The following is a 14,760-nucleotide window of genomic DNA, read 5'->3' on the forward strand; positions in this document are numbered from 1 at the left end:
CGGCATTAGGCCAGAAGGCCGGTTTTTTCCATGAACATGCAGTTTTGCTCAGTTTCGGTTACCGCCGAAAATGCCTAACAGGGAAAGCAGGTTGACAAAGATGTTGTAGACGTCCAGGTACAGGCTCAGTGTTGCGGAGATGTAATTGGTTTCACCGCCATTGATGATGCGTTGTACGTCATACAAGATGTAGGCTGAGAAAATCGCGATGGCAATTACCGATACCGCCAGGTAGAGCGCAGGGATCTGCAGGAAAACATTCGCCAGAGACGCCAGCAACAGCACCACTACGCCGGCAAACAGCCATTTCCCCATGATCGAGAAATCGCGTTTGCTAACCGTTGCGATACTTGCCATAACGACAAAAACACTGGCGGTGCCGCCGAAAGCCATCATGATCAGTGTGGCGCCGTTGGAGAAGCCGACCAGTGTATGGCCGATCAGGCGTGACAGCATCAGGCCCATGAAGAAGGTGAAGCCGAGCAGGAGCAATACGCCCCAGCCGCTGTTTTTGGTCTTTTCAATTGCATAAAAGAAACCAAACGCTACGGCCATGAAGGCCATGAAGCCGATCAGCGGACTGTTTCTAAAGAAACTGAAATCCATCTGTACCCCAAGCCAGGCGCCGGCAATCGTCGGCAGCATGGACAGCGCCAGCAGCCAGTACGTATTGCGCAGTACGCGGTGCTGCACGCTCAGCGCGGTGCTGCCCGGCGAGTAGGTAGATTGCAGATTTTGATCCATCAGGAACTCCTTTGAAAATTGCAAAAGTATCAAACTGTTGCGATCATAGCATTTACCAACACATCTTTACATCAGACAGTAAAGCCGCAAAGTGGTTCTCCGCGGGCTGTCTACGCTTCTTAATGATCGGCAGCTTGCGTTTTGGCCGGTTATGACGATTCTATACGGGTGTTTCGTGTTAAAATCAAAGGTTGATTGAATTAGTCAGAATTCGTTTTGAATTCGATTTGAATCATTAAGCGATCATTTAAATAAGCACCTTAACCCTTTCTTTTTATTGGAGTTTTTCAGATGGCAATTGAACGCACCCTGTCGATTATCAAACCGGACGCAGTCGCAAAGAACGTAATCGGCCAAATTTACACCCGTTTTGAAAACGCCGGCCTGAAAATCGTTGCTGCCCGCATGACACATCTGTCGCGCGCTGAAGCAGAAGGCTTCTACGCGGTTCACCGCGAGCGTCCTTTCTTCAAGGATCTGGTTGATTTCATGATCTCCGGCCCAGTCATGATCCAGGCGCTGGAAGGTGAAAACGCAGTATTGAAGCACCGCGACCTGATGGGCGCAACCGATCCTAAGAAGGCAGAAAAGGGCACCATCCGTGCTGATTTCGCTGATTCGATCGACGCTAACGCAGTACACGGTTCGGACGCAGTAGAAGCGGCAAAAGTTGAAATCGCTTATTTCTTCCCAGCGGCCTAATTGGCGTCAGTAATTGTCGTCAGTAATTGTTGTAAGAATTGTTGTACGAATTGTTGTAAGTAAGTGCCGTAAATAATTGTAGTAAATAAGTGCTGCCGGCAAGTCAAAATAAGTCAAAACTTGTTTGTGGCTTGCCGTGCAAACTGATGTAATTGCTTTAAATGTTTTGCTTAGTTGGGGGCAGGGTAATTCGCCGCACTTAGGCGGCTTTTGAACTCTGTCCCACAATTTTTAAATTGGAAATGCCATGACTGCTCTCACCAACCTGCTGGATCTGGATCCCGCACAACTGACCGCTTATTGCGGCGAGTTGGGTGAGAAGCCGTTTCGTGCAAAGCAACTACTGCGCTGGATTCATCAATTCGGCGCACACGATTTCGATGCGATGACAGACTTGGCCAAGTCATTGCGTGACAAGCTGGCTACCCGGGCGATGATCGCCGCTCCCGCCGTGATCAGCGATCACACCTCGACCGACGGCACCCGCAAGTGGCTGCTCGATGTTGGTCAAGGCAATGCGGTGGAGACGGTGTTTATCCCTGAAGAAAACCGCGGCACCCTGTGTATTTCGACGCAGGCCGGCTGTGCGGTGAATTGCCGTTTTTGCTCTACCGGCAAGCAAGGCTTCAGCCGCAATCTGACGGTCGGTGAAATTATCGGCCAGTTGTGGATGGCTGAATTCGAACTGCGCAAATCCAAGGGCGTCGAGCCGGGCCATAAAGGCGAGCGCCAGATCACCAACGTGGTGATGATGGGCATGGGCGAACCCTTGTTGAATTACGAGCCGACAGTGACAGCGCTCAAGCTGATGCTCGACGATAACGCCTACGGTTTGTCGCGTCGCCGGGTGACTCTGTCTACCAGCGGCGTGGTGCCGATGATCGATAAACTGTCGCAGGATTGTGCGGTGGCGATGGCGGTATCGCTGCATGCTTCCAACGACACCTTGCGCGACGGCCTGGTGCCGCTGAATAAAAAATATCCGCTGCGCGAACTGATGGCCGCCTGCAAGCGCTATCTGGAGTTTGCGCCGCGCGATTTCATTACCTTCGAATACTGCATGCTGGATGACGTCAACGATACCGACGCCCATGCACGCGAGTTGATCGCCCTGGTGCAGGGCCACGCAGGCGGGCCAGCGGTCCCTTGCAAATTCAATCTGATTCCATTCAATCCGTTCCCGGAATCCGGTTTGAAGCGCTCGAATAATCCGCGCATCAAAGCCTTCGCCCAGATCCTGATGGACGCCGGCATCGTCACCACCGTGCGCAAGACGCGCGGCGACGATATCGATGCTGCTTGCGGCCAGCTCGCCGGCGAGGTGCAGGATCGCACAAAGGTGCAGGAGCGCATGCAGAAAATGACCGAATATCAGCAAAAATTCGGCAAGAATTTTGGTCGCATCATCGAGGTGTCTCAGTGATAAAACAAGTAGGTAGCAAGCTGGAGGGCTGGCATGGCCGGCTGCTGTTCGCCGCGGCTGCATTGTCGTTATTGACTGGCTTGAGTGCTTGCAGCAATCTGCCGCTTGGCAGTGACAGCGAGGGTGGTTCACGCCGCGAACTGGCCACCAGCTCAGATCAGACCGAAGCGCAACGCCGGGCAGGCATTCGTTTGCAGCTGGCGGTCGGTTATTACGAACAGCACCAGCTGGAAGTCGCGCTGGACGAGATCAAGCAGGCTGTGGCGGCAGATCCTGATCTGGCCGATGCCTATAGCGTGCGCGGGCTGATCTATATGGAAATGGGCGAGAACCGCCTGGCCGATGATAATTTTCAGCGTGCCTTGCGCATCACCCCGAGCAATCCGGACTATGCCAATAACTATGGCTGGTTCCTGTGCCAGACCGGCCGGCCGAAGGAATCGATTGTTCATTTTGAGACCGCTCTGAAAAGCCGTAACTACCAGTCGCCGGCAAAGGCGCTGACGAACGCCGGTGTTTGCAGTCTCAGATTCAACGACACCGTGGCGGCGCAACGCTATCTGTCGCAAGCCTTTCAGTTTGACGCCGGCAATCCTCTGACGAATGCCAAGCTGGCACAGCTGGCGTATGACCGCAACGATTATGAGCGGGCTCGGTTTTATATTGGTCTCGTATTGAAAAACGATGTGCAAAATGCGGAAGCATTATGGACAGCAATCAAAGTGGAGCGAAAGTTGGGTGACACAGCTGCAGAAGCAAGTTTGGTGACGCAATTACGCCGTCGGTTTGGCAGCTCTTCGGAGTTCGCAGCGTACCAGCGCGGAGCATTCAATGAGTGAGCCTGGACAGCTGAAAACCGAACATGCCGAGCCGGCGGACATTGCGCATATTGCTGCCGAATCGGCTAACGCCGGTCCGCTCTCGCTCGGCGCGCAACTGGCCAGCAAGCGCGAGCAGCTGGGCTGGTCGGTGCCTGATGTGGCCAGCCACCTGAAGCTGGCGCCACGTCAGATCGACGCCATTGAAGCCGACAATTATGCTGCGTTGCCTACCATGGTGATGACACGCGGTTTTATCCGGTCCTACGCAAAATTGCTGGGTCTGGACGCGACGGCCTTGCTGGCAACCATTTCGCCGGCAGTTGCCGCGCAACCGGTGGCCAGCCCGATCCATAGCCAGTTGTCGACGCCTTTCTCGGAATCGCCTTTCCATTTGATGGGGCGTAGTAAATTTGCCTATAAATGGCTGGTGGTGCTGGCAGTATTGCTATTGCTGCTGGCGGTGGCGATACGGATGGATGCGGTGCCAGGCCTGCAAAACGCGATACAGTCGCTGAGTGAGAAATCGGCTGCCACGGACGCCACCTCTGCAGCCGGTGGCGACGATAAAGCCAGTGCACCTGCTGCCGCAGAATTACAAGCTGCCGATGCCGTAGCTAACGCTGCCTTGACTGCCGCTCCAACGGCGCCGGCAACCGGTGCGGCGGTTCCTGAGGCTGGCGTGAATGCCAGGCTGGCAAACACCGCAACAAACGTTGCAACAAACGCTGCAACAAACACCGCTGCAGTCAATCCGGCTACCGCCAGCGGCGGCGAGCTGGTCTTGAACTTCCGGCAAGATTCGTGGGTCGAAATCAAGCGCGCTGACAACACCGTGCTGATCTCGCGCCTGGCCAAGGCGGGCAGCACGGAATCGGTCGACATGTCGCAACCGGTCAACGTCATCATCGGTAATATTGCCGGTGTCGACGCCACGCTGCGCGGCGCGCCGCTGGACCTGAAGGCCGGTTCCAAAACGAATGTGGCCAGAGTGAGCTTGAAATAAACGCGATGGAAAGAGATAAGCGAGAGAAACCCATGCCGGATACAAATCTGCCGATCGGCTCAGGTCCAAGCGTGCGCCGCCTTAGCCGCAGCGCGCTGATCAGTTATGGCGAGCGCAAGATATTGGTTGGCGGCGGTGCGCCGGTAGTGGTGCAGTCCATGACCAATACCGATACCGCCGACGCCATCGGTACCGCGATCCAGATCAAGGATCTGGCGCGCGCCGGTTCCGAGCTGGTACGCATCACGGTAAATAATCCGGAAGCGGCAGCAGCAGTGCCGGCGATCCGCGAGCAGCTGGACAAGATGGGCATAGATGTGCCGCTGGTCGGGGATTTTCACTATAACGGTCACACTCTGTTGAATGATTATCCAGAGTGCGCCAAGGCGTTGTCGAAATATCGGATCAATCCGGGCAACGTCGGTAAAGGCGCCAAGCGCGATACCCAGTTTGCACAAATGATCGAGGCCGCCTGCAAGTACGACAAGCCGGTGCGGATCGGCGTCAACTGGGGCAGCCTGGACCAGGCTTTGCTGGCGCGTATCATGGATGAGAACGCCTTGCGCAGTCAGCCATGGCCGGCGCAGGCGGTGATGTATGAAGCCTTGGTTACCTCGGCAATAGAGAACGCGCAAAGAGCGGAAGAGCTGGGCCTGAAGGGCGATCGCATTATCTTGTCGTGCAAGGTATCCGGCGTTCAAGATCTGATCTCGGTATATCGCGAGCTGGCGCGGCGCTGCGATTATCCGTTGCATCTCGGTCTGACTGAAGCCGGCATGGGCAGCAAGGGCATTGTCGCTTCGACGGCAGCCTTGTCGGTACTGCTGCAAGAAGGCATTGGCGACACCATACGGATTTCGCTGACTCCCGAACCGGGTGGCGATCGCACCAAAGAAGTGATTGTCGGGCAAGAGATCCTGCAAACCATGGGCTTGCGCAAATTCGCACCGATGGTGATTGCTTGTCCTGGTTGCGGCCGCACCACTTCGACGGTGTTCCAGGATCTGGCGGACAAGATTCAAACCTATTTGCGCGATCAGATGCCGGTTTGGAAAAAAGCCTATCCCGGCGTCGAAGGCATGAATGTGGCGGTGATGGGTTGTATCGTGAATGGCCCTGGCGAATCGAAGCATGCCAACATCGGCATCAGTTTGCCCGGCACCGGCGAATCGCCGGCGGCGCCGGTGTTCATCGATGGCGAGAAAAAGCTGACCCTGCGCGGCGACAAGATTGCCGAAGAGTTCCAGGCAGTGGTGCTGGATTACGTGAAAAGCCATTACGCTCAACCTGCAGCTTGACCCACTAAAATTAATGACGCGTTTATTACGAATTGATCACGCGTTAATCACGAAATACTAATCACTACCGGTGTATTGAAAAAGAATGTCAGAAAATAAGAAAGCCGAAAAAATCGTCGGCGTAAAAGGAATGAACGATATCCTGCCGGCCGATGCGGCCTTGTGGGAGTTGTTTGAAAATACGGTGGAATCGGTGCTGAAGAGTTACGGTTTCCAACAGATCCGTACGCCTATCGTCGAATCTACCGCATTGTTTGCGCGCGGCCTTGGCGCGGTGACCGATATCGTCGAAAAGGAAATGTACTCGTTCACCGATTCGATGAACGGCGACAACCTGACCTTGCGCCCTGAAAGCACGGCCGGCGTGGTGCGCGCAGCGATTGAACATAATCTGACTTACGACGGCCCCAAGCGGCTCTGGTACAGCGGGCCGATGTTCCGCCATGAGCGTCCGCAGCGCGGTCGTTACCGGCAGTTTCATCAGGTAGGCGCCGAAGCCATCGGCTTTACCGGCCCGGATATCGATGCCGAACTGATCATGATGTGCCAACGGCTGTGGGACGATCTCGGTTTGCAGGATGTAAAACTGCAATTGAATTCGATTGGCGATGCGGCGGAGCGTAATCGTCACCGCGCCGACCTGATCGCTTACTTTGAACAGCATCAGGCTTTGCTGGATGCCGACGCGCAACGGCGTTTGCATAGCAATCCCTTGCGTATCCTGGATACCAAGAATCCGGCCATGCAGGAAATGGTCAACGGTGCGCCGCAATTACTCGACTATCTGGGTGAAGAATCGCGCGCCCATTTCGACGGCGTCCAGAAAATCCTGAATCACAACAACATTCCTTTCACCATCAACCCACGTCTGGTGCGCGGCATGGATTACTACAACCGCACCGTGTTCGAGTGGGTCACCGACCAACTCGGTTCTCAAGGTACGGTGTGCGGCGGCGGTCGTTACGATCCGCTGGTGGAAATGTTTGGCGGCAAGCCGACGCCGGCCTGCGGTTTTGCGATGGGTGTCGAGCGCTTGCTGGAATTGATGCGCGCCAACGGCGAGCAAGCCGTGCGCAACGAATGCGACGTCTATCTGGTGCATCAGGGCGAAGCGGCGCAACTGCAATCGTTCGTGCTGGCTGAGCGTTTACGCAATGCCGGGCTGGATGTTGTGCTACATTGCGCCTCGGCCAATGCCGCTGGCAGCTTCAAGTCGCAGATGAAGCGCGCGGACGCCAGTGGCGCCGCTTACGCCATCATCATCGGCGAAGACGAAGTGGCCAACCATACCGCTACCGTCAAGACCTTGCGTGCCGAAGTTGGCGGCGATGGCGAAAAAGCTGGTGCAGGCAATCAAAGCGTCGTACCTTTCGATGCGGTAAGTGATTATCTGGTTGATCAGATCGTCGGCGCCGGCGGCGATCACGATCATGACCATGGTGATCATGAACACGTTCATTATCACCACTAGATTCATCGTTAAGTTAGCACTAAGTCGTTATTAAGTTAAATACTAAGTCACCACTAAATTCATCACTAAAAACTAAAATCATATGGCATTCGATCTCGACGAACAGGAACAACTGGCAACGCTTAAGGATTGGTGGAAGAAATACGGCAATCTGACGACCTGGGTGTTGATCATCGCCCTGGGCGCTTACGCCGGCTGGTCCGGCTGGAATTACTATCAACGTAGTCAGTCGCTGCAAGCATCGCAGCTTTACGACGAGCAGCAAAAAGCCGTGACGAGTAAAGACAATGCCAAGGTACAGCGCGCCGCTGCCGACATACAGCAGAAATTCGGCCGCACCGCCTATGCCAGCATGGCCGCATTGTCGGCCGCCAAGGTCGCTTTCGATGCCAACGATTTGAACGCAGCGAAAGATCAGTTGCAATGGGTGGTCGATCATGGCCGCAGCGATGACTACAAGGCGTTGGCCCGAATCCGTCTGGCTGGCATCCTGCTGGATCAGAAGGCCTACGACGATGGCTTGAAAGTATTGGCGGCAGATCTGCCGGCTCCTTTCGCCAGCGCTGCAGCTGACCGCAAGGGTGACATTCTGGTCGCGCAGAACAAGCTGGACGAAGCACGCGCCGCTTACCAATTGGCTTTGGATAAGATGGATAGCAAGAATCCCGGCAAGGAATTGATTCAATTGAAACTTGATGCGATTGGCGGAGCTCCCGCCAAAGCTGCCGCCTGATAATTCGGAAAAAGGAAGAATATGCGTGTGAAGACTATGCGAGCAGTTACTGCGGTTGTTTATGCTGGCGCTTTGTTGGTATTGGGTGGCTGCTCCTTGTTCAGCGGTAAGAAACCGAGTAATCCGCCAGCACCTTTGGTCGAGTTTACGCAGAGCCTTAAAGTACACCCCGCCTGGACCCAGTCGATCGGCAGCGCATCTATCTTCTCTTTCTCGCCGGCTGTTGCCGACGGTAGCGTGTATGCGGCGGCAGCTGACGGCACCGTTGCCCGCATCGATGCCGCCAATGGCAAGATTGCGTGGCGCATCAATGCCGGCATGCATTTGACTGGCGGTGCCGGCAGCGATGGCTCTACGGTTGCAGTGGCAGGTGAAAAAGGTGTTGTGCTGGCGTTTGACGCCCAGGGCAAAAAACTGTGGCAGGCACAAGCTTCCAGCGAGATATTGTCGGCGCCGGCAGTCGGCCAGGGATTGGTGATCGTGCGTAGTCAGGATAACCGGATTGCCGCTTATGATGTAGCAACCGGCGAACGCCGCTGGGCCGTGCTGCGTACCTTGCCGCCGCTGACTTTGCGCTCGGCGCCTGGTATCCTGGTTGTGCCTCAAGCAACTTTCATGTCCTTGCCGGGCGGCCGTCTGTCAGCGTTGAACCTGACCAACGGCGGTCCATGGTGGGAAATGGCGATCGGCGATCCACGCGGCACCACAGAGCTGGAGCGGGTTGCCGACGCTTCCGGCACGCCGGTGATTGTCGGACGTGACGTCTGCGCTGTCGCGTACCAGGGCCGGGTTGGCTGCTTTGATGCCGGCAGCGGTACAGCGCACTGGGTCAAGCCGTTCTCTAGTGGTGTCGGTGTCGGCAGTGACGGCAAGAACGTGTATGCCGCTGACGAACATGGCGCCGTATCAGCGTTCACCCTGGACAGTGGTGCGGTAGTATGGCAAAACAAACAGCTCGCCAATCGTGTGCTGACTACTCCGGTAGTATTAGGCAATACGGTGGTCGTGGGTGATTTTGAAGGTTATATTCACTTCTTGTCACGTGACGACGGCGCACTGAAAGCACGCATTCGTGCTGATAGCAGCCCGGTCCTGCCAAATCCGGTGGTGGCAGGCTCTAATGTGATTTTTCAAACAAAATCCGGAACACTAATTGCTGTTACTGCAGAGTAATAGCTTAGTGAAAATAACTCAGTGAAAACAACTTAATGAAGCCAGTAATTGCACTTGTAGGACGTCCCAATGTCGGCAAATCGACGTTATTCAATCGCCTGACGCGTTCCCGTGACGCGTTGGTCGCCGATTTGCCCGGCTTGACTCGCGATCGCCACTATGGCGAAGGGCGGGTTGGCGAACGCCCGTTCCTGGTGATCGATACTGGTGGTTTCGAGCCGGTTGCCAAAGACGGCATCATGCACGAGATGGCGAAGCAGACCAAGCAGGCGGTGGCTGAAGCCGATGTGGTGATCTTTATCGTCGACGGCCGTCAAGGCTTGACGCCGCACGACAAGACCATTACCGATTTCTTGCGCAAATCCGGACGCTCCGTGATGCTGGTGGTGAACAAATCCGAGGGCATGAAATACACCTCGGTCACCGCCGAATTCTATGAGCTCGGTATGGGTGATCCGTATGTCATCTCGGCTGCCCACGGCGACGGTGTCACCGATCTGGTGGAAGAATCGCTGGATCTGGCGTTCGCACAGCGGCCGCCGGAAGTGGAAGAGCCGGAGGGCAAAGAAGATCGTGGCATCAAGATCGCTATCGTCGGTCGTCCGAACGTCGGCAAATCCACATTGGTGAATACCTTGCTGGGTGAAGAGCGGGTGATTGCTTTCGACATGCCGGGCACCACCCGCGACTCGATCGAGATTCCATTCGAGCGCGACGGCAAGAAATACACCTTGATCGATACCGCTGGTATCCGTCGCCGCGGCAAAGTTTTCGAAGCTATCGAAAAATTTTCCGTGGTCAAGACCTTGCAATCCATTTCAGAAGCCAACGTGGTCTTGCTGCTGCTCGATGCACAGCAGGATATTTCCGAACAGGATGCCCACATCGCCGGCTTCGTGCTGGAGACCGGGCGCGCATTGGTGGTCGGCGTCAATAAATGGGATGGTTTGACCAGCGATCGCCGCGATGAAATCAAGATGGATATGGACCGCAAATTGAATTTCCTTTCATTTGCGAAATTCCATTTTATTTCAGCGCTGAAATCGACCGGCATTACGCCTTTGATGAAATCGATCGACTCGGCCTATGCAGCGGCCATGTCCAACCTGACTACGCCGAAGCTCACGCGCGCCTTGATCGAAGCAGTAGAGCATCAGCAACCGCGGCGCAAGGGCTCTATCCGTCCGAAGCTGCGTTATGCCCACCAGGGCGGCATGAATCCGCCTATCGTGGTCATCCATGGCAATGCCTTGGAATCGATCGAAGATAACTATAAGCGTTATCTGGAAAAACATTTTCGAGAAACTTTTTCGCTGGTTGGGACTCCATTACGCATCGAGTTCAGATCTAGTCGGAACCCTTACGCGCGCCAGGAAAAATAATCTTTTAAAAACACTTTTTTTCTGAGCAGTAAACCCGAAAATCGTTTACATTCGTAAAACACCCACCGAGTCATTCGCATAGAATCAATTTTGGTTCTATATTTAATTTGCATTTGACTTCTAATCACAACAACACAGTGGAGTAGCCATGAGTAATAAAGGGCAATTGTTACAAGACCCGTTTTTGAACGCCTTGCGTAAAGAGCACGTCCCGGTTTCCATCTATTTGGTCAACGGCATCAAGCTTCAGGGCCATATCGAATCCTTCGATCAATACGTAGTTTTATTGCGTAATACCGTTACCCAAATGGTATACAAACACGCCATCTCAACCGTAGTTCCTGCACGCGCTGTCAATCTGAATCTTGAATCTGAAGCAGAATAACTATTTGAAGCAGAATAACTATTTGCTATCGGCAAGGGCCGCAGCTACTACACGAATGTACCCATGCGCGCAGCGCTAGTCGGAGTGGACTTCGGCAAAGGTGACTTTGCCGCAAGTCTCGAAGAGCTGTCATTGCTGGCCAAGTCAGCCGGCGCGGTTCCGCTTGTCACCATTACCGGCAAGCGCAGCAGCCCGGACGCCGCCTTGTTTGTCGGCTCCGGCAAAGCACAGGAAATAGCCGACGCCGTGTTTGATGATGAGCTTGAAATCGTCATTTTCAATCATGCCTTGTCGCCGGCCCAGCAACGCAATCTTGAACGTGTACTAAAAGTAAGGGTTCTGGATCGCACCAGTCTCATACTCGATATCTTTGCCCAAAGAGCCAAAAGCCATGAAGGTAAAGTGCAGGTGGAGCTTGCGCAGTTGCAACATCTGGCGACGCGGCTGATACGCGGCTGGACTCACCTGGAACGGCAAAAGGGTGGTATCGGTTTGCGTGGTCCGGGTGAAACCCAGCTTGAAACCGACCGTCGATTGCTAGGCGATCGGGTCAAAGCCCTGCGCGCCAGGCTGGACAAGCTGCATCGGCAACATGCAACGCAACGGCGCGCACGCGGGCGCAGTGCAACTATTTCGATTTCGCTGGTGGGCTACACCAATGCCGGCAAATCAACCTTGTTTAACGCGCTGGCGAAAGCCGGCGTGTACGCTGCCGACCAGTTGTTTGCAACGCTGGACACCACATCCAGAAGGGTCTATCTGGGTGAGGCGGGTAGTGTGGTGATTTCCGATACGGTCGGATTCATTCGTGAATTGCCGCATCAACTGGTTGCTGCATTCAGGGCAACGCTGGAAGAAACCATTCATGCCGATTTGTTATTGCACGTGGTGGATGCGGCAAGTCCGGCGCGTATGGAGCAAATCGAACAGGTGAACCTGGTGCTGAAAGAAATCGGCGCCGATCATATTCCACAGATTCTGGTGTGGAACAAGATCGACGTTGCAGAACTGGAGCCGGGGGTAGAGCGTGATGAGTATGATAAAATTCAGCGAGTTTTTGTTAGCGCGCAAAAGGGCTCCGGCCTGGATTTATTGCGGCAGGCCATCACCGAATTCGTAACCGGTAATCCAGTGGCAACGGCATATTCACTGCCGGCCATCGAAAATGCACAGCAGGTGTAAAACCGTTCTAAATAAGTAAGAAGTAAATTAAGTAAGCGCCTCTAACGAGCATTCCAACCTATTTGTTTTATTTACTTAAAGATAACGATCGAATGCTTGGTACCTTATTCAAAAAACTTGGTTTGAAATTTTCGTTGAATGACCCGCAGTGGGGTCGAAATTCACAAAATGACAACAAGCAAAACAACGATGGCAAAAAGCCAAACAGCGGCCCTCCGGATCTGGACAAGCTTTGGCAGGATTTCAATCAGCGCCTGACACGCTTGCTGGGTAACAAGAGCGGCGGCGGTGGCGATTCGAATGGCGGCGGTTTCAATCCGGGCATGAAAGGCGCCGGCGTCGGTGTCGGCGCGATTGCAGCCGTCGTGGGTCTGTTGTGGCTGGCGAGCGGCTTCTTTACCGTTCAAGAAGGCCAGACCGGCGTAGTGATGACTTTCGGCAAGTACAGCCATTCGACCACTCCTGGTTTCAACTGGCGCTGGCCTTACCCGATTCAGAGTCACGAAATCGTCAATGTCTCGCAAGTGCGTACGGTCGAGGTCGGCTATCGCGCCAACGCCAAGAACAAGCAACCAAAAGAAGCCCTGATGTTGACCGATGATGAAAACATCATCGATATCCAGTTTGCCGTCCAATACACATTGAAGAGTGCATCCGACTGGATTTTCAACATTCGCGATCCGGAAGAAACCGTGCGCCAGGTGGCCGAAACGTCGATTCGTGAAATCGTCGGTAAAAACAAAATGGATTTCGTGTTGTACGAGGGCCGTGAGAAAGTGGCTCTGGATACCAGCCAGTTGATGCAGCAGATTCTGGATCGTTATCAGGCCGGTGTGCAAATTACCAATGTCACGATGCAAGGCGTGCAACCGCCGGAGCAGGTGCAAGCTGCGTTTGACGACGCGGTGAAAGCCGGACAGGATCGCGAGCGCCAAAAGAATGAAGGCCAGGCCTATGCCAATGACGTGATTCCAAAGGCGCGTGGCGCGGCGTCGCGTTTGCTGCAGGAAGCGGAAGCTTACAGCGCCCGTGTTACCGCCAACGCCGAGGGTGATGCCTCGCGTTTCAAACAGGTTCTGACCGAATACCAGAAAGCGCCTGCGGTAACGCGAGACCGGATGTATCTGGATACCATGCAACAGATTTTCGCAAATACGACAAAAGTAATGGTTGATGCTAAAAGCGGGAGTAATTTATTGTATTTGCCATTGGATAAGCTGATTGCACAATCGGCAGCCAGCGCCGTGCAGGGCGGCGGTTCGGGCAGCGCAGCAAGCGGCGCCACGTCGTCAGTGATGAAGGATGGCGCCAGCACGATCGAATCGCGGCCGCAGCCGGATGATCGTTCGCGTGATAGCCGGGACTCTCGTGATCGGGAGGGCAGATAATGAATCGCCTTATCTCGTTGCTGATATTCGTCTTCGTCGCGTTGTGGCTGGTGTTTTCCACCATCTTTGTGGTTGACCAGCGCCAATATGCAATCTTGTTCGCTTTTGGTGAAGTGAAGCAGGTGATTAACCAGCCTGGCTTGCACTTCAAATTGCCGCCGCCGTTTCAAAATGTGCTGTTCCTGGATAAAAGGGTCCTGACTATCGATCCGCCGGATACAGACCGTTTTATTACTGCCGAAAAGATGAACATCCTGATCGATGCCTTCGTAAAATGGAGGATTACCGATCCGAAATTGTATTTCGTCAGTTTTGGCGGCGATGAAAAACGTGCGCAGGACCGCATGTCGCAAATCGTCAAAGCCGCTTTGAATGATGAAATTACCAAACGCACCGTGCGTGAAGTGATTTCAGGCCAGCGCGGCAAGGTGATGGATTCGATTCGTCAAAAGGTGCAGGATGAATCCAAGCAGATTGGCGTCGATATCATCGATGTACGTCTGAAGCGCGTGGATTACGTCGACCAGATCAATGCCTCGGTTTACGATCGCATGAAGTCGGAGCGCTTGCGGGTTGCCAATGAATTGCGTTCGACCGGTTCTGCCGATTCGGAAAAGATTCGTGCCGATGCAGATAAGCAACGTACCGTGATTCTGGCGGAAGCCTATCGCGATGCTGAAAAGATGCGCGGTGAGGGCGATGCCAAAGCCTCGCAGATTTATGCCCAGGCATTTGGCCAGAATCCAGAGTTCTACAAGTTTTATCGTAGTCTTGAAGCTTATCGTGCCAGCTTCAAGACCCGTCAGGACTTGATGGTGGTCGATCCGAATTCGGAATTCTTTAAATATTTCCGGAGTCCGGCCGGCGGTGGAGCTGCGGCACCTGCCAAAAAATAAGTCTTTTTCTGCAAGAATGAAGTTGTCCGGGAATGGCGCCCTCGCTTGAGGCGCCATTCCTTATTTTCGACGGCTGTATATTTGTGTTGTTTTTTTATTAAAAATAACAAGTTAATTAAATAAATAATCAAATTCCAGCGTTTAGCCGAATTGATCCAC

The 14,760-nt window shown here is 54.0% G+C and carries 14 protein-coding genes; 13 read left to right on the plus strand and 1 reads right to left on the minus strand.

The window, feature by feature from the left end; translation table 11 throughout:
- Positions 1-48: 48 nt before the first annotated feature.
- A complete protein-coding gene (locus KHU29_RS03625) occupies positions 49-744 on the minus strand; it encodes a Bax inhibitor-1/YccA family protein (RefSeq protein WP_211451322.1) in 696 nt (231 codons plus the stop codon).
- A 291-nt stretch (positions 745-1,035) separates the two neighbouring features.
- Here KHU29_RS03625 and ndk point away from each other — a divergent pair, with 291 nt between their 5' ends.
- From ndk to hflC, 13 genes are all read left to right on the plus strand, one after another.
- A complete protein-coding gene (ndk, locus tag KHU29_RS03630; RefSeq protein WP_092358121.1) occupies positions 1,036-1,446 on the plus strand; it encodes a nucleoside-diphosphate kinase in 411 nt (136 codons plus the stop codon).
- Between the two features lie 247 nt (positions 1,447-1,693).
- On the plus strand, positions 1,694-2,869 hold the full coding sequence (gene rlmN / locus KHU29_RS03635; RefSeq protein WP_092415566.1) for a dual-specificity RNA methyltransferase RlmN: 1,176 nt from the start codon (positions 1,694-1,696) through the stop codon (positions 2,867-2,869).
- On the plus strand, positions 2,866-3,708 hold the full coding sequence (gene pilW / locus KHU29_RS03640; protein WP_211451323.1) for a type IV pilus biogenesis/stability protein PilW: 843 nt from the start codon (positions 2,866-2,868) through the stop codon (positions 3,706-3,708). The genes rlmN and pilW overlap by 4 nt, the downstream gene beginning before the upstream one ends.
- The gene (locus KHU29_RS03645) at positions 3,701-4,693 is read left to right on the plus strand and encodes a RodZ domain-containing protein (RefSeq protein WP_211451324.1); all 993 of its coding nucleotides are present in this window, start codon (positions 3,701-3,703) and stop codon (positions 4,691-4,693) included. The genes pilW and KHU29_RS03645 overlap by 8 nt, the downstream gene beginning before the upstream one ends.
- A 32-nt stretch (positions 4,694-4,725) precedes the next feature.
- Positions 4,726-5,991, plus strand: a complete 1,266-nt coding sequence (gene ispG, locus KHU29_RS03650; RefSeq protein ID WP_211451325.1) for a flavodoxin-dependent (E)-4-hydroxy-3-methylbut-2-enyl-diphosphate synthase — start codon at positions 4,726-4,728, stop codon at positions 5,989-5,991.
- An 85-nt stretch (positions 5,992-6,076) separates the two neighbouring features.
- Positions 6,077-7,462, plus strand: coding sequence for a histidine--tRNA ligase (gene hisS / locus KHU29_RS03655; RefSeq protein WP_211451326.1), 1,386 nt, complete (start codon positions 6,077-6,079; stop codon positions 7,460-7,462).
- A gap of 82 nt (positions 7,463-7,544) precedes the next feature.
- On the plus strand, positions 7,545-8,195 hold the full coding sequence (locus KHU29_RS03660; RefSeq protein ID WP_211451327.1) for a tetratricopeptide repeat protein: 651 nt from the start codon (positions 7,545-7,547) through the stop codon (positions 8,193-8,195).
- Positions 8,196-8,216: 21 nt separating this feature from the next.
- Positions 8,217-9,368: an outer membrane protein assembly factor BamB gene (gene bamB / locus KHU29_RS03665; protein ID WP_211451328.1), complete on the plus strand. Its 1,152-nt coding sequence runs from the start codon at positions 8,217-8,219 to the stop codon at positions 9,366-9,368.
- A gap of 35 nt (positions 9,369-9,403) precedes the next feature.
- Positions 9,404-10,750 (plus strand): ribosome biogenesis GTPase Der, encoded by a 1,347-nt coding sequence (gene der, locus KHU29_RS03670; protein WP_092431833.1) that lies wholly within the window; start codon positions 9,404-9,406, stop codon positions 10,748-10,750.
- 148 nt (positions 10,751-10,898) lie between these two features.
- On the plus strand, positions 10,899-11,135 hold the full coding sequence (gene hfq, locus KHU29_RS03675) for an RNA chaperone Hfq (protein WP_019141241.1): 237 nt from the start codon (positions 10,899-10,901) through the stop codon (positions 11,133-11,135).
- 63 nt (positions 11,136-11,198) lie between these two features.
- Positions 11,199-12,317 carry a GTPase HflX gene (gene hflX / locus KHU29_RS03680; RefSeq protein ID WP_211451329.1) on the plus strand — a complete coding sequence of 373 codons (1,119 nt, stop codon included), beginning with the start codon at positions 11,199-11,201 and terminating at the stop codon, positions 12,315-12,317.
- Positions 12,318-12,409: 92 nt separating this feature from the next.
- The gene (gene hflK / locus KHU29_RS03685) at positions 12,410-13,705 is read left to right on the plus strand and encodes an FtsH protease activity modulator HflK (protein WP_211451330.1); all 1,296 of its coding nucleotides are present in this window, start codon (positions 12,410-12,412) and stop codon (positions 13,703-13,705) included.
- Positions 13,705-14,601, plus strand: coding sequence for a protease modulator HflC (hflC, locus tag KHU29_RS03690; protein WP_211451331.1), 897 nt, complete (start codon positions 13,705-13,707; stop codon positions 14,599-14,601). The genes hflK and hflC overlap by 1 nt, the downstream gene beginning before the upstream one ends.
- Positions 14,602-14,760 lie beyond the last annotated feature (159 nt).

The sequence above is a fragment of the Collimonas antrihumi genome, from assembly GCF_018304965.1.
Classification (GTDB): domain Bacteria; phylum Pseudomonadota; class Gammaproteobacteria; order Burkholderiales; family Burkholderiaceae_D; genus Collimonas; species Collimonas antrihumi.